The 20238-nt window shown below is 68.0% G+C and carries 18 protein-coding genes and 1 pseudogene; 13 read left to right on the plus strand and 6 right to left on the minus strand.

Annotation, left to right across the window (positions count from 1 at the left end):
* Positions 1-70 precede the first annotated feature (70 nt).
* From EV193_RS23500 to EV193_RS23520, 5 genes are all read right to left on the minus strand, one after another.
* Positions 71-1054 (minus strand): DUF222 domain-containing protein, encoded by a 984-nt coding sequence (locus tag EV193_RS23500; protein ID WP_130346507.1) that lies wholly within the window; start codon positions 1052-1054, stop codon positions 71-73.
* A gap of 346 nt (positions 1055-1400) precedes the next feature.
* On the minus strand, positions 1401-2150 hold the full coding sequence (locus tag EV193_RS23505; RefSeq protein ID WP_207222776.1) for an energy-coupling factor ABC transporter ATP-binding protein: 750 nt from the start codon (positions 2148-2150) through the stop codon (positions 1401-1403).
* On the minus strand, positions 2138-2893 hold the full coding sequence (gene cbiQ, locus EV193_RS23510) for a cobalt ECF transporter T component CbiQ (protein ID WP_130346509.1): 756 nt from the start codon (positions 2891-2893) through the stop codon (positions 2138-2140). The genes EV193_RS23505 and cbiQ overlap by 13 nt, the downstream gene beginning before the upstream one ends.
* Positions 2890-3261 carry a PDGLE domain-containing protein gene (locus EV193_RS23515; RefSeq protein ID WP_130346511.1) on the minus strand — a complete coding sequence of 124 codons (372 nt, stop codon included), beginning with the start codon at positions 3259-3261 and terminating at the stop codon, positions 2890-2892. The genes cbiQ and EV193_RS23515 overlap by 4 nt, the downstream gene beginning before the upstream one ends.
* Positions 3254-3958: an energy-coupling factor ABC transporter permease gene (locus EV193_RS23520; RefSeq protein WP_130346513.1), complete on the minus strand. Its 705-nt coding sequence runs from the start codon at positions 3956-3958 to the stop codon at positions 3254-3256. The genes EV193_RS23515 and EV193_RS23520 overlap by 8 nt, the downstream gene beginning before the upstream one ends.
* Positions 3959-4057: 99 nt before the next feature.
* Between EV193_RS23520 and EV193_RS23525 the strand changes: the two genes are divergently transcribed.
* The 13 genes and pseudogenes from EV193_RS23525 to EV193_RS23580 all read left to right on the plus strand — a co-directional run bounded on the left by EV193_RS23525 (position 4058) and on the right by EV193_RS23580 (position 19572).
* Positions 4058-5638, plus strand: coding sequence for an aldehyde dehydrogenase family protein (locus tag EV193_RS23525; protein ID WP_242613613.1), 1581 nt, complete (start codon positions 4058-4060; stop codon positions 5636-5638).
* Between the two features lie 103 nt (positions 5639-5741).
* Positions 5742-5948, plus strand: a pseudogene (locus EV193_RS34800) (helix-turn-helix domain-containing protein); the annotation flags it as partial.
* A 69-nt stretch (positions 5949-6017) separates the two neighbouring features.
* Positions 6018-8060, plus strand: a complete 2043-nt coding sequence (locus tag EV193_RS23530) for an ATP-binding protein (protein ID WP_242613614.1) — start codon at positions 6018-6020, stop codon at positions 8058-8060.
* Between the two features lie 216 nt (positions 8061-8276).
* Complete coding sequence (locus EV193_RS23535) at positions 8277-9602, plus strand: lysine N(6)-hydroxylase/L-ornithine N(5)-oxygenase family protein (protein WP_130346517.1); 1326 nt, start codon at positions 8277-8279, stop codon at positions 9600-9602.
* Between the two features lie 21 nt (positions 9603-9623).
* Entirely contained in the window at positions 9624-9980 is a 357-nt protein-coding gene (locus EV193_RS23540) for a cupin domain-containing protein (RefSeq protein ID WP_130346519.1), read from the plus strand.
* Entirely contained in the window at positions 9961-11106 is a 1146-nt protein-coding gene (locus EV193_RS23545; protein WP_130346521.1) for an NAD(P)/FAD-dependent oxidoreductase, read from the plus strand. The genes EV193_RS23540 and EV193_RS23545 overlap by 20 nt, the downstream gene beginning before the upstream one ends.
* Positions 11107-11159: 53 nt before the next feature.
* Positions 11160-12755, plus strand: coding sequence for a class I tRNA ligase family protein (locus EV193_RS23550; protein ID WP_207222777.1), 1596 nt, complete (start codon positions 11160-11162; stop codon positions 12753-12755).
* A complete protein-coding gene (locus EV193_RS23555; RefSeq protein WP_130346525.1) occupies positions 12748-14010 on the plus strand; it encodes an MFS transporter in 1263 nt (420 codons plus the stop codon). The genes EV193_RS23550 and EV193_RS23555 overlap by 8 nt, the downstream gene beginning before the upstream one ends.
* Before the next feature lie 18 nt (positions 14011-14028).
* A complete protein-coding gene (locus EV193_RS23560) occupies positions 14029-14718 on the plus strand; it encodes a 2OG-Fe dioxygenase family protein (RefSeq protein WP_130346527.1) in 690 nt (229 codons plus the stop codon).
* Positions 14715-15884 (plus strand): trans-sulfuration enzyme family protein, encoded by a 1170-nt coding sequence (locus tag EV193_RS23565; RefSeq protein WP_130346529.1) that lies wholly within the window; start codon positions 14715-14717, stop codon positions 15882-15884. The genes EV193_RS23560 and EV193_RS23565 overlap by 4 nt, the downstream gene beginning before the upstream one ends.
* 22 nt (positions 15885-15906) lie before the next feature.
* The gene (locus EV193_RS23570) at positions 15907-16968 is read left to right on the plus strand and encodes a saccharopine dehydrogenase (protein WP_130346531.1); all 1062 of its coding nucleotides are present in this window, start codon (positions 15907-15909) and stop codon (positions 16966-16968) included.
* Positions 16961-18151 carry a saccharopine dehydrogenase C-terminal domain-containing protein gene (locus EV193_RS23575; RefSeq protein ID WP_130346533.1) on the plus strand — a complete coding sequence of 397 codons (1191 nt, stop codon included), beginning with the start codon at positions 16961-16963 and terminating at the stop codon, positions 18149-18151. The genes EV193_RS23570 and EV193_RS23575 overlap by 8 nt, the downstream gene beginning before the upstream one ends.
* Positions 18152-18168: 17 nt before the next feature.
* The gene (locus EV193_RS23580; protein WP_130346535.1) at positions 18169-19572 is read left to right on the plus strand and encodes an aminotransferase-like domain-containing protein; all 1404 of its coding nucleotides are present in this window, start codon (positions 18169-18171) and stop codon (positions 19570-19572) included.
* On the opposite strand, the gene EV193_RS23585 is transcribed toward EV193_RS23580, so the two are convergent.
* Positions 19573-20187, minus strand: a complete 615-nt coding sequence (locus tag EV193_RS23585) for a TetR/AcrR family transcriptional regulator (protein ID WP_130346537.1) — start codon at positions 20185-20187, stop codon at positions 19573-19575. It abuts the gene before it with no gap.
* Positions 20188-20238: the final 51 nt, after the last annotated feature.

Genomic DNA, 20238 nt, shown 5'->3' on the forward strand with positions numbered 1-20238 from the left:
AAACCAACAGAACGCGGCATTCGACATACCGGACCGCCAACCATCAAACTACAGAGACGAGCAGCTTAACTTAGCGGTATTGCCACTCGGGTGGCCGGTCGCAGCCGGGAAAGCTGCAGCCTTTGTCTCTGGCGATGAGTGCGGCGCGAATGGTGGCTGTGACGGTTCGTTGTTCGCGCCCGACGTCGAGGGGCTTGCCTTCGCTGTTGAGCACGATGGGTGTGATCCCAGCGTCGCAGGCAAGCTGGCGAATGGCTTGTGGTGTGATGAGTGCCCCGAAGTCGCCTCGGCCGAGTCCGATCTGGTCGCGGAGTTGTTCGTAAGAAATCGTGATCGCGAGGTGTGGCCGTCGTCCGCCGTCCTGCGGGAGTGTGTCGCTGTTGAGGATGCGGTGGGCCAACTCGATGAGTGCGTCGGCCCACCTGCGTGCGGCTGATCGGTCGTCGTCTTTCCCGGCGGGTTTCGCCAACGGCGAGAGCGCGGCTTTGAGAACTTCGGCGCACTCGGGTGACAGCCGCCCACGTAGGAGGATGGTGCCGTCGATGTCTTCGACCATGGAGAATTCCATGCGCTTACGGGCGGCTTGTTCTTCCAGGACAACCTGTTCGAGTTGCAGGTGTGCTCGTGTTCGGAGTGCGATCTTGCCGAGTGTCACGGGCTCGAACCGGGTGGCTTCCTCCACCAGCAGTTGCTCGACCTCGGCGTGATGCCCGGCCGGAAGTTTGTCGATCGTGGTGCGCACAACCTGCACGTGATCGCGGCTGATCACCCCCTCGGCGAGCGCTTTCGCCGCGAGGGGTAGCTGTGCCTCGATCGGCTGCCCGGTCAACGTGGTCGACCCGAACAACGCGTTCGCATCAGCCACCCTTCGCCGCGCATCAGCGGGTGAGATCCGCACAGCATCCCGCAAAAACGACGCCGTGGAGTAGCACCCCATTTCTTTCGCAAGACCTAGCTCATCGATTTCGTGAACGACCTGGAGCCGTTCGTAGTCGAGCTGCCGCGACTCGGTTTCGATTTCGCGTAGCCGCTCGATTAGTTGTTGTCCCCTCATACTTGTATTCTACCGAATTCGATCGACCACTATGGGGTGAACAATAGGAGCAAGGTGGCGGCGCGGAACAAATGGGGCAGGCCCCCGGCCTGCCCCATGTTCGCCTGCCGTTAGGGCCGATCGAGGCTCGCAAGTCCAGGGCGAACCCCGCCAGGGGTGAGTCGGCGAAGCCGACGCCGAAGGCGCCCTTGACTTGTGAGTATCGGCCCGCACAATTCCGCGCCGCCACACCCCAAGCCCCCACGACGGTGCGACTCGCAATCACGACGGTGGGACTCGCGGTGCAGAGCGTGGAACTCGCGGGTGCAGGGCGCGGGACTCGCCGATGCACAGCGCGGGACTCGCGCTAGTCCAGCCGGAATCCGTACGGGAGTTCGAGGCGGTGGCGCGCGAGCAGCTCGGTATCGGCGAGCAGCTCACGAGTCGGCCCGTCGGCGACCACCACACCGTCGTCGATCAGCACGCTGCGCGGACACAGCTGCGCCGCGTACGGCAGATCATGCGTGACCATCAGCGTCGTGCGGTCCAGCCGCAGCAGCACCTCGGCCAGCTCCCGCCGGGCGACCGGCTCCAAGTTAGCCGACGGCTCGTCCAGCACCAGGATCTCCGGGTCACAGGCGAGCACAGTCGCGAGGGCCACCCGTCGCCGCTGCCCGCCGGACAGGTGCATCGGCGAGCGGTCGGCGTGCTCGGACATGCCGACGTCGGCCAGCGCGCCGGCCACCCGCGCGTCCAGCGCCTCACCGGTGACGCCGAAGTTCGCCGGCCCGAACGCCACATCCTGCCGCACGGTCGGCATGAACAGTTGATCGTCCGGATCCTGGAACACCACGCCCACCCGCCGGCGGATCTCCCGCAGGTGCGCCTTCTCCACGGTCAGGCCCGCGACCTCGACCGTCCCGGAACCGCCGGCAAGCACGCCGTTCAAGTGCAGCACGAGCGTGGTCTTGCCGGCGCCGTTCGGCCCGAGCACGGCCACCCGCTCGCCGTGCTCCACCCGCAGGTCCACCCCGAACAGCGCCTGCCGCCCGTCCGGATACGCGTAGGCCAGCCGGTGCACGCGCAGCGCGGGCGGCCGGCGGTTCAGCCCGCCCACAGCGCTCCCACGAGCATCGCCGCCGCCAGACCCGCCGGCACCAGCCCGGCCAGCCAGTCCACTGTGGACACCCGAGGCGGGTTCGGCTCCGGCATGGCGCCCGTCCACCCGCGCGACAGCATCGCCAGGTGCACTCGCTCCCCCCGCTCGTAGGTGCGCACGAACAGCGTGCCGATCCCACGCGCGGTCGCGCCGACCTGCCAGAGGAACCGGGGATCGTGCCCGCGCGCGATGCGGGCCAGTCGCATCCTGCGCGCCTCGGCGGCGATCAGCTCGACGTAGCGCAGCATCAGGGTGGCCACCGTGATGATCAGTTTGGGCACACGCAATCGTTGCAGGCCAAGGAGAATCTCACTCGGCGAGGTGGTCGCCGCGAGGGTGAGCGAGGCCAGCACGCCGAGCGTCCCCTTCGCCACGATGTTCCACCCGGCGAGCGCGCCGTCCACCGAGACGCTCACCCCGAGCATGTCCGTCCGCGTGCCGCCACCGACGAACGGCAGCAGTACGGCAAGCGCCACGAACGGCACCTCGATCAGCGCGCGCGGGGCGAGCCAGCGCGGCGGGATCCGCGCGATCACCCACACGCCGGTGAGCACCACGAGATACGCCCCGAACGCGGCGAACTCGGTGCGCGGCGTGGCCACCACGCACACCACGAACAGGAACGTCGAGACGATCTTGATCTGCGGCGCGAGGAGGTGTGCGGACGTGTCGCCCGGTCGGTGCAGAGCGTGCGCGCTCATGTCTCCGAGGACGGTTCTGGGCGGTCGGATCGCTTGCGCAGCAACCAGAACAGCCCACCGGCGACGGCGAACGTGGCCACCACGCCGACCACTCCGGCGAGGCCCGTGAGCCCGTCGGACCCGCCCGGCTTGTAGTCGGCCATCGGCCCGTCGGCGAGCGCGTGGTCCTTGGCGGACTGCGCGACGCACTGCCCGTCGAGCTGCTCCTTGCCGTCCACCTCCGACACCGTGCAGCCCTTCTGGGTGGCGTGGTCGAGCCCGTCGGGGTCGGAGTCGGCCAGGTAGGACACCGCGCCGGCGAGCACCAGCGCGACGAACGCGAACCCGGCGAAGAACACCGTCAGACCGCGGCGTTTGGCGTCACTCATGCCGTGCTCCCTCGCGGATCTCCAGCGGCTTCTCGTTGCCGCGCAACAGGTACACGAGATCGGGCCGGACCGAGGCGACCGCGCCGACGGTGAGCGCGGTGATCACGCCCTCGCCGATCCCGATCAGACAGTGCACGCCGAGCACCGTGCCGGCCACACCGCCGAACGACACGCCGCCCGCGTCGCCGCCGATCGCGAACTCCAGCACGAAGCCGGCCGAGGCGACCACGGTGTTCACGAAGGCCGCGACGAACGCCACCCCGACCAGACCGGCGCGGGACCGACGGGCGAGCCCGCGCAGGGCGACCGCGACCACGTATCCGACCACAGTGCCGATCAGCGCCATGTTGGTCACGTTCGCGCCGAGCGCGGTGAGCCCGCCGTCGGCGAACAGCAGCGACTGGATCACCAGCACGATCGTCACGCACAGCGCGCCGACCCACGGTCCGACCAGGATCGCGGCCAGCGCGCCACCCAGCAGATGGCCGGAAACCCCTGGCAGCACGGGAAAGTTGAGCATCTGGGCGGCGAACACGAACGCCGCGACGAGTCCGGCGAGTGGTGCCGTCCGGTCGTCGAGGTCGCGTCGTGAACCCGCCATGGCGACCGCGACGCCGATCACCGCGACGGCCCCGAACAGGACCGAGGTGCCGGCGTTCAGCAACCCGTCGCTCATGTGCATGGCTAGAGGTGACATGCGCTCAGGTTAGTTGCCAGCATGGGGCTGTCACCAGATGCTTGCAACTGCCTACGAATAGTTCTCCCCAAGCAGGGCGTGACGTCCTATGTTGGAGTGGTGGAGCACACGTCGATGATCAACACCACCGAGCTGTACTCCCTCATCGCCGGGCAGCCGGCCTTCACCGAAGGTCCCGAGTACGAGTCGCGAAACCCGGCTCGGCCGAGCGATCTGGTGGCCAGGGTCCGGCTCGCGCCGCCGGAGGCCATCGAGCAGGCCTGCCGCACGGCCAAGACCGCACAGGCCGACTGGGCACTGGTGCCCGCGCCGGTCCGCGGCCGCATCGTGGCCAACCTCGGACGGCTGGTCGAGGCCAACAAGGAGGCACTGGCCGCGCTGGTCACCCGGGAGAACGGCAAGCCACTGCCCGAGGCGCTCGGCGAGGTGCAGGAGATCGTCGACACCTGCGACTTCTTCCTCGGCGAGGGCCGGCGGCTCTACGGCCAGACCGTGCCGTCGGAGATGCCGGACAAGCAGCTGTTCACCTTCCGCGTCCCGGTCGGCGTGACCACGGTGATCACCGCGGGCAACTTCCCGGTGGCCGTGCCGTCCTGGTACCTCGTCCCCGCGCTGCTCTGCGGCAACGCGGTCGTCTGGAAGCCCGCGGAGTACGCGTCGGCGAGCGCGCGGGCTTTCGCGGAGCTGGTGTGGCGCGCCGGGCTGCCGTCCGGGGTGCTCAATCTCGTGTTCGCGACCGGCGACGACACGTTCGAGGGCCTTTCCCGAGCACTCGAAGCCGGTGTCGTCGACAAGGTCGGATTCACCGGCTCGACCGCCGTCGGCGAGCGGATCGGCGAATTGTGCGGCCGGCACCTGCAGACGCCGTGCCTGGAACTGGGCGGCAAGAATCCGATGGTGGTCACGCCGCGGGCCGATCTCGACCTGGCCGTCGAAGGCGCGCTGTTCTCCGGTTTCGGCACTGCCGGCCAGCGATGCACCTCGCTCGGCACGCTGATCGTGCACGAGGACGTGCGCGACGAGTTCGTGGACAGATTGGACAAAGAGGTCAACGCCGCGGTGATCGGCGAACCGACCGGCGACGTGCTGTACGGCCCATTACTCAACGACCGGTTCGCCGAGTCGTTCGAATCGGTTCTGGGGTGGATCGACGAGCACCACACCGTGCGCGGATCGACCGGAATCGGGCGCATCACCGAGGACAACCCGCGCGCCGGTTTCCAGGGCGACCTCAGTGGTTTCTACTACCACCCGGTCATCGTGGACGGCGTGCGGCGGACCGATCGCCTGTTCCTCGAGGAGACGTTCGGCCCGCTGGTGTGCCTGACCACCTATCGGGAGCTGGACGAGGCGATCGACCTCGCCAACGCGTCGGGCTACGGCCTGTCCTCCTCGATCTACACCTCCGATCCGGCGACCGCGTTCCGTTTCCGGCAGCGCGTCGGCGCGGCGATGGTCAGCGTCAACAACTCCACGTCCGGTGCGGAGGCACACCTGCCGTTCGGCGGAAATGGACGCTCCGGCAACGGAAGCAGGCAGTCCGGTGTGTGGGTTCTCGACCAGTTCACCCGATGGCAATCGATGAACTGGGATTTCTCCGGGAAGTTGCAGAAAGCTCAACTCGATGTGGCGACGGTCGAGCCGGATTTGTCCTACCGGCTGCCAGACCGATTTGTCTGATGCGTGGTGGCGAGGCGTTCGCAACATCTGACGGGCGCTACGGGTCGGTAACCGTTAGTATTCGAACGGTGATCCCCGCCCACCACGTGCGCAGAGGTGCTCGATGCGCCGGGAGTTGAGCAGCCGTGGATCCTTTGGTGCGCTATTACGACATCTCAGGGTTGCCACCGGGTTGTCACAAGAAGAATTGTCGGAGCGCTCCGGGCTGAGTGTTCGCGCCATCCGGAATCTGGAAAGCGGTCGCACGAGCCGGCCGTACGGCCGTTCGGTCCGCGCCCTCGCCGACGCACTCGGCCTCGACGAACCGGCGCGCGCCGAGCTCCTGTCCGCGGCACACAGCCACGTCGCTCCGAGCACGCAGGAAACGGAGCCAACGACCGTGTGGCAGACACGTCCGGCTCAGCTGCCCGCCGACCTGCCCGACTTCACCGGCCGCGAGCAGCTGGTGACCGAGCTGCGGAACTGTCTGGTCGACGCGGGCCGGACGGTCCCGGTCGCCGCGATCACCGGAGCCGGCGGGCTCGGCAAGACCGCGCTCGCGGTGCACGTCGCCGGCCAGGTGGCCGAGCACTTTCCGGACGGGCAGCTGTTCGCCCAGCTGCGCGGGACCTCGGCCGAGCCGCTGGCGCCGTCCCGGGTGCTGTCCCGGTTCCTCGGCGATCTCGGCATCAACGCGCAGGCGCTGCCGGTGGACGAGGCGACGCTGGTCGGGCTGTACCGCACGCTGCTGTCCGGCCGGCGGGTGCTGATCGTGCTGGACGACGCCGCCGACGCCGGCCAGGTCCGCCCGCTGCTGCCGGGCAGCCCCGGCTGCGCGGTGCTGGTGACCACCCGCAACCGTCTCGCCGATCTCGAGGCCGGGCGGCCGAGAAGCCTGCAGGCGCTGGACGATCGCGAGTCCGCGGAGCTGTTCCACACGATCGTCGGGCCGGAGCGCGCCGCCGCCGAGCCGGCCGCGGTGCGGGAGATCCTGCAGGTCTGCGGCGGGCTGCCGCTGGCCATCCGGATCGTCGCCGCGCGGCTGGCCTCCCGCCCGACCTGGACGATCGCGGGGCTCGCCGCCCGGCTCGCCGACGAGCGGCACCGGCTGGACGAGATGAGCGTCGGCGACCTGCACGTGCGGGCCAGCTTCGAGGTCAGCTACACGGCCTTCGCGATCCGCAACCGGGTGGTGGTCACCACGGCAGCGAGCCTGTTCCGGCTGCTGGGTGTGTGGCCGGGCGTGGACATCAGCGTGCCGGCCGCGGCGGCACTGCTGGACTGCCCGGTCGCGGAGATCGCGCCGGCGCTGGAGGAACTGGTCGACGCGAGCCTGATCGAGTCGGCCGGCGACGACCGGTACCGGTTCCACGACCTGTTGCGGCTCTACGCCGCCGAGCGCACGCGCCACGAGGATCCGGCGACCACCCGGCGGGACGCACTGCGCCGCCTGTTGACCTGGTACCTGCACACCGCCGCCGAGGCGATCGCCGTCATCGAGCCGGCGCGCAGAAAGGCGCGGGTCGATCCGGCCGAGTTGCGGGCGATGGGAATCGAGAAGCTGACCTTCGCCGACCACGATTCCGCGCTCAATTGGTGCGAAACGGAACTCGACAACATCGTGACGGCCACAAAATTGGCGTCGTCCGACGGATTCCACGAAATCGCCTGGCGCCTGCCGACCATAATGTGGCGATTCTTCCAGCGCCGATCGCACTGGACGGAATGGTTCGAGACGCACCGCATCGCGCTGGACAGCGCACGGCGGCTGGGAAATCGTTCGGCCGAAGGCTGGCTGCTGAACTATCTCGGCAGCGCACATCTGCAGAAACACGAGGCGGCCGAGGCCGAAACGTGCCTGCTGCAGTCCCTGGAGATCGTCCGCGAGGTCGGCGAACGGCATGCCGAGGCGCGCACGATGACCAACCTCGGTGCGGTCGCATTGCAACGCGCGCACTGGGACGAGGCGATCGACTGGCTCAACCAGGCACTCGCCGTGTGCAAGGAGGTCGGCGACCTGTTCGCCGAGGCGGCCACCCGCAGCGTCCTCGGCGACGCGCTCGGCCAGACCGGCGAGATCGAGGACGCGCTCGCGATGCTGGAGGCGAGCCTCGACATCCGCAGCAGGATCGGGCAGAAGGCCGGCCAGGCCGACAGCCTCGACCTGCTCGGCGACCTGCACCGCCGGATCGGGCGCCCGCACGACGCGCTGGGTTATCTCAAGCGGGCGCTGACGCTTCGCGAGGAAACCGGGGACCGGCATGGGCAAGCGATCTCGTTGAGTAATCTCGCGCAGGTGCAGTTGGCGCTCGGCGCGCCGAGAAAGGCCGCGGCCAACTTTCACCGGGCGGTGGCCATCCAACGCGAGATCGGGCACGTTCCCGGCGAGCGGGAGATCCTCGGCAAGATGGCGGCCATCCCGCCTCGGGCCGGCAAGGACTGACCCCGTCGGCGCGTTCTCCAGTGGTGCACTAGGTATTCCCTAGGTGTCCCCTACCTGGTGTCACCCACACCGGCACAACGACCGGCACTGTGCACTCAGGCTGCCGGCAGAGTTCCCCCTGAGTTCCTGGCCACCACCCCTGTGAACAGATTGGCTTAATGGTGTGCGTTACACAGGGGTCATCTCCACGAAACCACGAAAGGTGGCTACGTCACAGTGGACAGCGATAGGGCCGTTGTCGACTATGTCGGCGTCGGAATCGGACCAGCGAACCTGAGTTTGGCCGCTCTTGCGGAGGGGGTTCCTCAGCTCACTGGTCTGTCGTTCGACAAGAAGAAGGAATTCCGGTGGCACCCGGGCTTGATGCTCGAAGGCGCCACGATCCAGGTGTCACCGGTGAAGGACCTGGTCACACTCGTCGATCCGACCAATCCGTCGTCGTTCCTCGCGTACCTCGCCCATCACAAGCGGCTGTACCGGTTCCTCACCGCCGGCTTCGACTGCGTGCTGCGCGCCGAGTACGACGATTACTTCCGGTGGGCCAGCAAGCGACTGCCGGGGCTGCACTTCGGCAACGCGGTGGACTCGGTCGAGTTCCTCGACGGTCCCGGTGTCTTCGAGGTCACCACCTCGTCGACCAGCGTCCGCACCCGCAACGTCGTGCTCGGGGTCGGCCTCGCGCCGGCGACACCTGAGCAGTGCCGGCCGCACCTCGGCCCGACCATGATCCACGCCAGCGACTACCTGAACGTCCGGTCCGGCCTCGCCGGGAAGAACGTGCTCGTCGTCGGCGGCGGTCAGACCGGTGCTGAGATCTTCCTGGACCTGCTGAATCTGGACGGCAGCGGCGCCGGATCGGTCACCTGGGCGAGCCGGCGGTCGAACTTCTTGCCGCTGGACGACTCGCCGTTCATCAACGAGCTGTTCTTCCCGAACTACATCCAGCATTTCTTCGCGCTGCCGGAGGACATGAAGTCCACGCTGCTCAATCAGCAGACGCTGGCCAGCGACGGAATCGACATGGACACCTTGAACAAGGTGTACAAGCGGCTGTACGAGATCCAGTGCCTGCACCGGCCGGGGCCGACTTCGTCCCTGATGCCCGGACACGAACTGGGTGCGGTCGTGAACAACGGCCAGTACTGGCAGGTCGATCTCCGCAACAGCATCTCGGGCGCGGTCGACGCCGTGACCGCCGATGTCGTCATCCTCTGCACCGGATACCGCTTCGCCATTCCGAGTTTCCTCGACCCGGTGCGCGACCGGCTGGCGACGACCAACGATCTGCTGGACATCGACGAGAACTACGCCGTCCACTGGGACGGTCCGCGCGAGAACCGGATCTATCTGCAGAACGGTGCCCGGCACACCCGCGGCATCGCCGATCCGAACCTCAGCCTGCTCTCCTGGCGCAGCGCGAAGATTCTCAACGACATCCTCGGATATCCGCTGTACGACACCGAGAGTTGCGACTCGGCGATCGACTGGGAAATGCAGAAGCCCGCCACGTCCCTGTCGGAATACCGCGGCAGCGCCGCCTGACCCGGACCACGGAGGCCACCGATGACTGCACCATTTCTGCCCGAGGAACCATACGCACCCGGACTGTCGGTCATTGAGGTCGACTTCGCTCGATCGGCCACCCAGGGCGCGCCATTCCAGGCCACCAGGATCGTCGTGGACCCTGGCGCGCACTCCCCGGTCGACAAGCACGCCGTCACGGAATGCTGGCTCGCATCGACCGGGACCGCACGCATGACGCTCGGCGACGAGGAACTGACGCTGACACCCGGCGACATCATCGCCATCGCTCCGCACGTGCCACACCAGGTATTCAACGAATCAGACGACGATTTCGTCTTCTTCTCGGTGTGGTGGGACGCGAACAAGGAGCAGGCCGTTGAAGCCGGCGAAGGTTGATCAGTTCGACCTGGTCGTGGTCGGGGCGGGAATCGTCGGCACGATGACGGCGTTTCTCGCCACCGATCGGCGGCCGGACGCGCGGGTCCTGCTGGTGGACCAGGGGCTCGTCGGAAACGGCGCGTCCGCGTTCTCCGCGGGATTCGACGTGCCGCTCGTCGGGTCGGAAGACCACCGCGAATTCGTCCGGCGAGGTACCGCGATCTACGGCGAACTCCGGGAGAGCATGCCGGATCTGCCGGTGCGGCAGTTGGACGTCTTCGCCGTGGTCGACGCCGGTCGGGTGGCCGCACTGGAAAAGCGCGTCGAGGGAACCGAATTGCGGCCGGCGACCGACGACGAATCGACACTGGTTCGGGAGAACTACCCGGATCTCGTCGTTTCCGACGAGCAGACGCTCCTTCGCATGACGGCCGGCGGATACTGCGGTTCGGTGCGGACGGTCGCGGAACGGCTCGTCGCCGTATCGCGGAAGTCCACCGGATTCGCCTCCTGGGCCGGAATGCGGGTCGCCGGTGTCTTCGGCCGGGACGAGACGACGATGCTGCGGTTCGGCGGCGGCATCGAGGTCGCCGCGGATCAGGTGGTGTTCGCCACCGGACCGTGGATCGCCGACGGCTGTGCCGGCATCACGAATACCGGAATACGGGTCAAGAAGGTGGCGGCGCTGCACATCGAACGCCGCCCCCGGCCCGACGCGCCGGCTCTGCTCTTTCCCGACGAGGACGCTTTTCTCCTGCCGCTGCAGGCCGAGGGCCGGTGGTTGTTCAGCTTCGCGTCCCGCGAATGGGACGTTCGTCCTCGCGAAGAGGAATTGACGATCGACGACGACGACCGGCGCCGCGCGTTCGAGACGCTGCACCGGTACGCGCCGTCGTTCGCGCGGGCCGTGCGCGGCGGCCGGGTCTGGTGCGACGGCTACAGCGTCGACCGGGTCCCGCTGATCCGGCGGGTCACCGACCATCCCCGCGTGGTGCTGGCCGGTGGGTGTTCCGGTTCCGGTTTCCGCCTCGCGCCCGCGATCGCCGAAAAGGCCCTCGAATTGTCGGGGGCCCCAGCCATGCCCAACACAGCCACGCCCGACACAGCCATGACCAACACGAGTGACCAGGGAAGTCCAGAATGATCGCGCCATGGGAGCGAGCGCAGAATCGCCGCCGCCACCTGATCGTCCCGCTCATGCCCACCCCCAACGGGAGACTTCACCTCGGACACATCGCCGGCCCATTCCTGCGTATGGACGTGCTGGCGCGGCATGTCCGGCGGCGCGGCGACGACGTGGCGGTGATCTTCGGCACCGACGCGTACGACTCCTACATTTCGCTGTCCGCCCAGAAGGACGGCGGGAATCGTTTCGACATCTGCCAGCACTACCACGCACTCATTCTCGACGACCTGGAGAGCATGAATATCCAGGTCGACGCGTTCATCAATCCGCTGGAGCCCGAGTGGCGGGAGTCCTACCACCAGTTCCACCAGGGGTTCGCGAAGCACCTGATCGACAAGGGGCAGGTCGAGATCGTCCGCGAGAAGGTGCCATACAGCCCCGCTGACGGCCTGTACATGGTCGGCGGATTCCTCTCCGGCCGGTGCCCGGACTGCCTCGCCGAAGTGGCCAACTACCTGTGCGAACGCTGTGGCGGGCACCTCCGCCCGGAGTCGCTGCTCTCGCCGCAGCCCCGGTTCAACACCGGACCGATCGAATGGCGAACGGTGGAGAGCGTCTTCATTCGGATTCCGGACAAGCCAGAACTGCTGCCCAGGCTCGTCGACGCCGGAATTCCGCCGGACCTGATCAACCGGGTCGGCGAGTACATGCAGCGACACGGAAACCTGGTCCGGCTCACCACGCCAGGCACCTGGGGCGTGCCCATCGACTCGGAGGAGCGCGTTCTCTTCTCCTACACGTCGCTGCTGCCCTATTCGCTGTACTGCGGCCAGGTGTACGCGGAAATGAATTCTGTCGACTATCCGTTCGCCCTCGATTCCGACGTGCTGACGACCGCGAGCTGTGGCACCGACAACCTCGTCTCCGGCCTGGCATCGGTGCTCGGCGGCGCCATGGCACACGGCGACGTGAAACCGTTCGACCGGCTGCTCCTGAACCATTTGTACAACCTGGAGGGCCAGAAGTTCTCCACCAGTCGCGGCCACGCGATCTGGGTGAACGACATCACCAAGGTGCCCACCGTTCCGGTCGATTCGATCCGCTACTTCCTCGCGCTGGTCAATCCCGAGGACGAACCGGCGAGCCTGAATGTCAGCGAGTTCATCGACACGCACAACAACGACCTGGCGACCGCGCTCACCGCGAAGGCGGAGATCGCGGCCGGCAAGATCCGCCAGGGGATGACGCCTGAGCACACCATCGGCGGCACCATGGCGACCGAGTTGGCGCTGCTGTTCGACCGGCAGGAGAAGGCGCTCGACGCGCACCACGTCTCCACCGCGACCGCGGCCCGCTCGATTCGGGAATGGGTGCACAGCACGCCGCCGAGCAATTCCGAAGACGCCTACTGGTGGCTCAAGGGGCTTGCCCTGCTGAGCTCGCCGATCATGCCGGACCTCGCCGGCGAGTTGTGGCGCAGCCTCGGCCACTCCGGCGAACCGACGCTCGCCCACTTCCCCATCCGCACGGCGCCGTGGACGCCGGCACTACCCACGTTCACCACGATCAGTCGCGCTGACCTCGCGTCATGCCTGCCCGAGTCGCTGAACAACGCCGACCTCGCGGAGTCCGTATCCGAGAAGACGGGAGCGACCAGCGATGTCTGATCAGCAGTCGGCACCGGAAGCACCGGCAGCGGCACCAGAACCGGCGCCGAGCAGGCAGCGGCGCACCGGGTTCTTCGTGCTGTACGCCGGCTGTCTGGCGATCGCCGGCGCCTACGGGCTGACGCTGCTGTTGCCCGCGTACGTGAAGTCCACCGGAGGCAACGAGGCCGACGCCGGTCTCGTCTACTGGTGCGGCGCGATCGGCGCGGTGGGCTCGCTGGTCATGGCCGGCCGGCTCGCGCAGCGGATCGGGCCCAGCATCGCGGCCGCGATCGGATCGGGTTGCTACGCCGTGGCGACGCTCGCCATCTCGCTGACCGCGTACCAGCCGGTGGTGCTCGGCGCCGGCGTACTGCTGGGCACCGGGTGGGCGCTGTTCTTCACGGCCGCCCCGATCGTCATCTCCTCCTGGGTGGAACCCGAGAAGCGCGGGTTCTACTTCCTCGTGCTGGCCGGCTTCAACGCGCTCGGCATGGGCATCACGCCGGTGATCGGCAACCGGCTGGTCGGCTCCGGGGTGGAGTACCGGACGGTGTTCGGACTGGCCGCCGCGCTCAGCGTGGCGTCGGTCGTGGCATTCGTGATTCTGGTCCGCGGCAACAATCGTTCCGAGGAACGCCGGGAGAACGGCACGGCAACGCGCGAGGGCAGTGTTCTCGGCCCGATTCGTGAGGTCCTGACCTCGCCGGCGTGGCCGTTCCTGCTGATGGTTCTGCTCGGCGCGTGCGTGTTCACCGCGATGAACACGTACCAGACCACGTTTGCCGACAGCCGCGGCCTCGACTCGGCGTACTTCTTCATCTCCTACACCGCGGGCGTCATCATTCCGCGGTTCACCGTCAGCAAGTGGATCAGCAACGGCGATCCGGCGCGCACCTCGGCGATGTTGCTCGCCGGAATGTGCGCCGCGCTGATCATCTTCCTGTTCGTCGGCGACAACGTGGCGGTCTACAGCATCAGCTCGGCACTGCTCGGTGTCACCTACGGTCTCGTCTATCCGCTGATTCAGGCGCAGGCGGCGAACAAGGTCTCGGCCGACTTGCGGCACTGGGCGCTCTGGTATTTCAGCCTCGCCTATTTCATCGGCGTCTACGGCTTTCCGCTCATCGGTGGCTGGATCATCGTCGCGGGCAGCTACCAGGTACTCACCGTGGTCCTGTTGGTCATCGCCGCGGCGGAACTCCTCATGGCGATCTGGGTTCTCAGTGGACGAGTTCCGGCAAAGCAGCAAGCACAGCAAACGCAGCAGCAGTAATCATTTCGGGAGGGAATAATGGACGCGTTCTACAAGGTAATGGACCTGCCGGCGGCCGCACCCGAGGTGCTGGCTGAATTCGACACACTGCCGTTCGACCCGTACACCGGCGGACGGCAGCGGTACCGCCGGTTCTCCCAGTACCGGTTGAGCTGGCAGACCGAGACCGAGTCGTGGTCGATGGAGCGGCTGCCGCACCGCCCGTTCCTGCAGCCCAAGGCGGTGAACACGTTCGTCGGCGGTGTCCCGCGCGAGCTGGAGCCGCTGCGCATCGACCCCACCCCGCAGATCGACGCGGCGGCGAAGGGCATTGGCCTGGACACCGAACACGACTGGCACAGCAACGTGCACCAGTGCCGGGTCGTCGTGGGGCCGGACGTGGAGGGCGTTTCGGTGCCCGAGGGTCCGCACCGTGACGGTCACGACTACGCGATGCTCGTGGTGTTCGACCGCAAGAACATCACCGGCGGCGAGAACCAGCTCATGCCGATGGGCGGCGGCGAGCCGTTCTTCCGGGTGACGCTGCAGGCCAATCAGGCGATCGCGTTCGACGACACCAACATGTGGCACACCGCGACCGACCTCGAATCGCTCGACGGCGGCCCCGGCCACCGCGACCTGTGGATCGTCGTGTTCAACCGGTGGGACCGCCGCAAGTACGGCGAGGAGTACGAGAAGGCCGCGATGGAGGAAACGGCCGCCTCATGACGCATTTCGAGACGCGTGCCGCGCGCGTCGGCGCGAACGATCAGATCGAACCACGGTCGATCAGCGTGCCCATCTTCCAGAGTTCCACGTTCTCGTTCGACGATCCGCGGGCGGTCGCGGAAGCGCTTCGCCGGCCGGACCGCGGCTATGTCTACAGCCGGCTGCGGAATCCGACCGTCGCGGTTCTGGAGAAGGCGGTCGCGGACCTGGAAGGTGGCACCGACGCCCTGGCGGCCGGCTCCGGAATGGGTGCCATCAACACCGTTCTGCTGTCGCTGCTGCGTGCCGGCGACCATGTGATCGCGCAGACCCGGCTCTACGGCGGCACCTTTCGCGTGCTGAGCGATCTGGCGGAACGGTTCGGCGTCGAGATCACCTACATTTCGGGAACCGACGTCGACGAGTTCGACGCCGCCGTCCGCCCGGAAACGAAGGTGCTCTACCTCGAGACGATCGCGAATCCGACCACCGCGATCAGCGACCTGCCGGGGCTGCTCCAGGCGAGTCAGAAAGCCGGAGTCACCAGCGTCGTGGACAACACGTTCGCCACCCCGGTGTTGTGCCGGCCGATCGAATACGGCGCCGATATCGTCGTCCATTCGGCGACCAAATACCTCGGCGGCCATGATGACGTGTGTGCCGGAATCGCCGTCTTCGCCGACAACGAGCTCTATTTGAAGGTGTGGAACCACGCGATCGAACTCGGGGCGGCGATCGACCCGTTCGCGGCGTGGCTGGTGCTCCGCGGGCTGAAAACGCTGCCCCTGCGGGTGGCCCGACACTGCTCGAACGCGGCGCACCTGGCGCAGCGGTTGGCCGTCCATCCGGGAGTCTCGGCCGTGCACTGGCCCGGTCTTCCGGAACACCCGAATCACCTGCTCGCGACGCGGGTGCTCGATCACTACGGCGGCGTGCTCGCGTTCGAGGTCGCCGGCGGTCGCGGCGCCGCCGAGGCGGTGCTCGGCCGGCTGACCGGAGTTCTCCTCGCGCCGTCGCTCGGCGGGCCGGAGACGCTGGTGCTCCACCCCGCGTCGACCTCCCATCGCGAGCTGGACTCGGCGGAACTCGAGAAGGCGGGAATTCAGGAAGGGCTGATCCGGGTCTCGGTCGGACTGGAGCATCCGGAAGACCTGTGGAACGAATTCGAGCAGGCGCTCAAAGAATAGGAATCGAGCGGAAGGGCTATTGATGGCATCCACGCCGTTGTTGTGGATCCGGCACGAAACCCGTGACACCGAGCGCCGCGCGCCGATCTCCCCCAAGGACGCGCGCGAATTGGTCGACGGCGGCCTGGACGTCGTCGTGGAGGAATCGCACCAGCGGATCTTCCCGATCGAGGAATACGTCGCGGCCGGCTGCCGGGTGGCCGCGGGCAGTTGGGTCGACGCGCCGAAGGACGCGATCGTCGTCGGTCTGAAAGAATTGCCGGCCGAGCCGGCCGCGCTGACGCACCGGCACGTGTTCTTCGGGCACGCGTACAAGGGGCAGAACGGCGCGACCACGCTGCTGCGGCGGTTCGCCGACGGCGGCGGCCAGCTGCTGGACCTGGAATACCTGACTGACCCGAACGGCCGCCGGCACGCGGCGTTCGGCTACTGGGCCGGCTATGTCGGCGCCGCGCTCGCGGTGCTGTGCCGTAGCGACCGGATCGAGCCGCCGCTGCGGCACACCTCGCTCGGTTCGCTGGACGACGTGGTCCGCGACGCGGGCGCCGAGGGCAGCACGGCGTTGGTCATCGGCGCCCAGGGCCGCTGCGGCCGGGGTGCGCGGGCGGCGCTGTCGGTGGCCGGCATCGACCCGACGTGCTGGGACATCGAGGAAACTCGGAACCTGGACCGCGCCGCGATTCTCGACCACGAGATTCTGGTCAACACCGTATTGGTGAACGAGCCGACTCCGCCTTTTCTGACGCATACGGAGTTGGCCTCGGCGGATCGAAATCTGACCGTGATCGCCGACGTGACCTGCGATGTCAGCTCGGAGTTCAACCTCCTGCCCATCTATTCGGCGGTGACGAGCTGGGAACGCCCGTCGGTCCGGGTGACGACGGATTCCCGACCGGTCGACGTCATCGCGATCGACAATCTGCCGTCGATTCTTCCCCTCGAATCCAGCCTCGCCTTCTCCGCCGAACTGGCGCCGCACCTGGCCGAGGTCCACACTCTGTCGGGACCGTGGTCGCGCTGTGCGGAACACTTCTCCCGCGCGTGTCACTCGGCCGGCATCGAAACGGAGCGTACGAATGCCTGAACGCAAGGCCGCCAGCGGAACCGTGCACTGGATCGGCACGGGTCTGTCCACCGGATCCGGTCTGGCGATCGTCTGCGACATCGCCGACCGGGTCGTGCTCTACGGGCGGACGGTGGCGAAGGCTGAGCACTGCCTGAGCCGCCTCGGTCTGGACGGCAAGGCCGAGACCCGCGCGTTCGACCGCGACACCATCGGGTCTGACGTGCGCGAAGGCGACATCGTGGTGTCGATGCTGCCCGCGCCCGAGCACGTGTCGCTGATCGATATGTGCCTCGAGCGGCAGGCCCACTTCGCCTGCTCCAGCTACGTCTCGCCGGAGATCGCGGCACGGGCGGCGGCCGCCGAGGAGTGTGGCGTGGTCGTGCTGACCGAGTCGGGCCTCGATCCCGGTATCGACCATCTGCTGGCCCACAAGCTCGTTGTCGAGGCGCGGCGGGAAATCGGCGACGAGGCGCGGAACGTCCGATTCACGTCGTACTGCGGCGGTGTTCCGGAAACGCCGAACGAGATCCGCTATCGGTTCAGCTGGGCGCCGCGCGGCGTGTTGACCGCGTTGAAGTCGCCGGCACGATACGTCGACCAGGGCGCGGAGAAGACGGTCGATCTCCCCTGGTCGGCGACGAGCATGTATTCGGTTTCCGGCGAGACGTTCGAGGTCTACCCGAATCGCGACAGTGTTCCGTTCGTCGAGCAGTACGGAATACCGGATTCGTGGCAATTGGAGACTTTCGTACGCGGAACTCTCCGGCTGGACGGGTGGCGCGACAGTTGGTCATCCATTTTCACCGAGCTGGAACACGGTGACGACGCCCGAATCACCGCGCTGGCCGCCGAGCTGGCCGCCCGCTACCCCACCACCGACGCCGACCGCGACCGGGTCGTGCTCGCCGTCGGTCTCACCGCGACGGCTCCGGACGGCGGCACGTGGTCGCGGGAGTACCTGATGGACATGATCGGCGACGCCGAGGAGACCGCGATGGCCCGCTGCGTGTCGGTGCCACTCGCCTGCGGCATCGCCGACATCGTGTCCGGCTCGTCGCCGGCCGGGTTGTCCAGGGCGATCGAGGACCACGCCGGGGTGGAGCGCTGGCTTACTTTCCTTGCCACACACGGCATCCAGGTCGGTCTGGTCGACGACGCGGATCACGACATCCGTACCAGCGAGGCGCGGGCGGCCCGGTAGGCGTCGGAGGGAGACTCGTGCAGAAGCCGGTTTTCCCGCTGACCGTCGACCGTGGGTTGGCGCGGCCGATCTCCACGCAGATCGCCGACGCCATCCGGGCGGCCGCGGTCACCGGCGTCCTCCGGCAGGGCGACCGGCTGCCGTCCACCCGCGACCTGGCCGGCCAACTCGGCGTGAGCCGCACGGTGACCGCCGCCGCCTACGACCAGTTGCACGCCGAGGGGTGGCTGACCGGGCGGCACGGCTCGGGCACCTACATCGCGGCGACCTGCACGACCGCGAAGCCGTGCGGCCGGGAGTTCACACCGACGGACGCCGTCGCGAGCGTGAACGTGATCGACCTGGCGCCCGGCGCGCCGTGCACCGACAGCATCGACGGTGCGGCGTGGCGGCGGGCGTGGCGAACCGCGGGTGACCGCTCGACGTCGGTGCGGCCCGAGCGCGCCGGGCTGCCCGAGTACGGCGACGCGGTGGCCCGGCATCTGCTCCTGCACCGCGGAGTGCGCGTCGGGCCGACGATCGGGCGGGACGACCGGATCGGGATCGTGGCGACCGGTGGCACGACCGCCGCGCTGGCCGAGGTCGCCGCGACCGTGCTGCGGCCGGGTGACGCGGTCGCCGTCGAGGAGCCCGGCTATCAGCGCGCGGCCGAGACGCTGCGGTCGGCCGGCGTTCGTGTCGTTCCGGTCCAGGCGGACGGTCACGGGCTGAACCCGGAGTCCATCCCGGCCGAGGTCAAAGCGGTGTACTGCGCGCCGGCGCACCAGCACCCGCTCGGCTGCCGGCTGACCGCCGAGCGCCGGGTGACACTGATCAAGCGGGCCCGCGACGAGGGCTGGCTGATCATCGAGGACGACTACGACGGCGAACTGCGGCACGACCTGACGCCATCGCCCGTGCTGGCCGCGCTGGCGCCGGACATCGTGATCCACCTCGGCTCCGCGAACAAGATCATCAGCCCGGTCCTGGGCACCGGCTGGATGGTCGCCTCCGTCGAGGTGCTCGACGCCGTGCTGGCGCACCGGCGGGCGCTGTCGGTCGCTCCGGCGGTGGCCGGCCAACTGGTGCTGACCGCGCTGGCGGAGACCGGCGATCTGGCTCGCCACCTGCGCCGGGTGCGGCGCGATCTGTCCGAGCGGCGGCGCTACATCGTGCGCAATCTCAAGCGTGGCACGGTGTCCGTGGACGGCGCCGGCATGGGCGCGCACGTCGTCCTGCCACTGCCCGACGACGACGCCGAGCAGCACGTACTGGCCAACGCGAAGCGCGGCGGAATCCTGTTGGACGGGCTGGGCCGGCACCACGCGGGACCGCCCCGGTTCTCCGGCATCGTGCTCGGCTACGCCGCGTGCACACGTGATCAACTCTCGATCGCGCTGCCGATCGTGGACAGCATCGTCGCGCAGGTCGACCGGCGGTGATCAGCTCGCGTAGCCGTACAGGAAGGCGCGCACTCCGGCCGTGATGCGCTCGGTGTCCACCGTCGCGGTACCGGCCACGACCTTGGCGACCTGACCTCCCACGGTGAGCGCCATCAGGTGCTCGGCGGCGAGCAGCGGATCATCGACCCGCAGCAGGCCGCGCTCGGCGAGCCGGCCCATCGCGCGGCCCATCGCCGCGTGCACCCGGTGCGGGCCGTCACGGTCCCACGCCTCGCGGAGTTCCTCGGACGCGGCCGCCGGATCGCTGTTCAGGTGAGACACCAACGAGAAGTGCTCGGCGTTGTCGATCTTCGCGCGCACCCACGCGGTGCCCAGCTCGATCAGGGACTTCTCCAGGTCGGCGACGTCGTCGAGGTGCTCGGAGATCAACCCGACCAGGGCGTCGGCGACCCGGCCGGTGCTCTCCGCGACCACGTGGGCGAACAGGCATTCCTTGCTGTCGAAGTGATTGTAGATCGTGCGCGTGGACACCGAGGCCCGTTCGGCGATCATGTCGACGCCGGCGCGCTCGCAGCCGTACTCGGCGAACACGGTCCGCGCGGCGGCCAGGATCGCTTCGCGCTTGGCCACCAGTCCGCGTTTCGCCGTCGTCATGGGTGCATCGTCTCATTTACAACCGACGTTTTACAAACTTGCCATCGTCGT

Source organism: Herbihabitans rhizosphaerae (assembly GCF_004216555.1).
Lineage (GTDB): Bacteria > Actinomycetota > Actinomycetes > Mycobacteriales > Pseudonocardiaceae > Herbihabitans > Herbihabitans rhizosphaerae.

What these genes read in the sequence shown, in the direction of transcription:
- EV193_RS23500 (WP_130346507.1), bottom strand. Translation starts at nt 1,054, where the DNA reads ATGAGGGGACAACAACTAATCGAGCGGCTACGCGAAATCGAAACCGAG.
- cbiQ (WP_130346509.1), bottom strand. Translation starts at nt 2,893, where the DNA reads ATGAGCGCGCACGCTCTGCACCGACCGGGCGACACGTCCGCACACCTC.
- EV193_RS23515 (WP_130346511.1), bottom strand. Translation starts at nt 3,261, where the DNA reads ATGAGTGACGCCAAACGCCGCGGTCTGACGGTGTTCTTCGCCGGGTTC.
- EV193_RS23520 (WP_130346513.1), bottom strand. Translation starts at nt 3,958, where the DNA reads ATGTCACCTCTAGCCATGCACATGAGCGACGGGTTGCTGAACGCCGGC.
- EV193_RS23540 (WP_130346519.1), top strand. Translation starts at nt 9,624, where the DNA reads ATGACTGCACCATTTCTGCCCGAGGAACCATACGCACCCGGACTGTCG.
- EV193_RS23550 (WP_207222777.1), top strand. Translation starts at nt 11,160, where the DNA reads ATGCCCACCCCCAACGGGAGACTTCACCTCGGACACATCGCCGGCCCA.
- EV193_RS23555 (WP_130346525.1), top strand. Translation starts at nt 12,748, where the DNA reads ATGTCTGATCAGCAGTCGGCACCGGAAGCACCGGCAGCGGCACCAGAA.
- EV193_RS23560 (WP_130346527.1), top strand. Translation starts at nt 14,029, where the DNA reads ATGGACGCGTTCTACAAGGTAATGGACCTGCCGGCGGCCGCACCCGAG.
- EV193_RS23565 (WP_130346529.1), top strand. Translation starts at nt 14,715, where the DNA reads ATGACGCATTTCGAGACGCGTGCCGCGCGCGTCGGCGCGAACGATCAG.
- EV193_RS23570 (WP_130346531.1), top strand. Translation starts at nt 15,907, where the DNA reads ATGGCATCCACGCCGTTGTTGTGGATCCGGCACGAAACCCGTGACACC.
- EV193_RS23575 (WP_130346533.1), top strand. Translation starts at nt 16,961, where the DNA reads ATGCCTGAACGCAAGGCCGCCAGCGGAACCGTGCACTGGATCGGCACG.
- EV193_RS23585 (WP_130346537.1), bottom strand. Translation starts at nt 20,187, where the DNA reads ATGACGACGGCGAAACGCGGACTGGTGGCCAAGCGCGAAGCGATCCTG.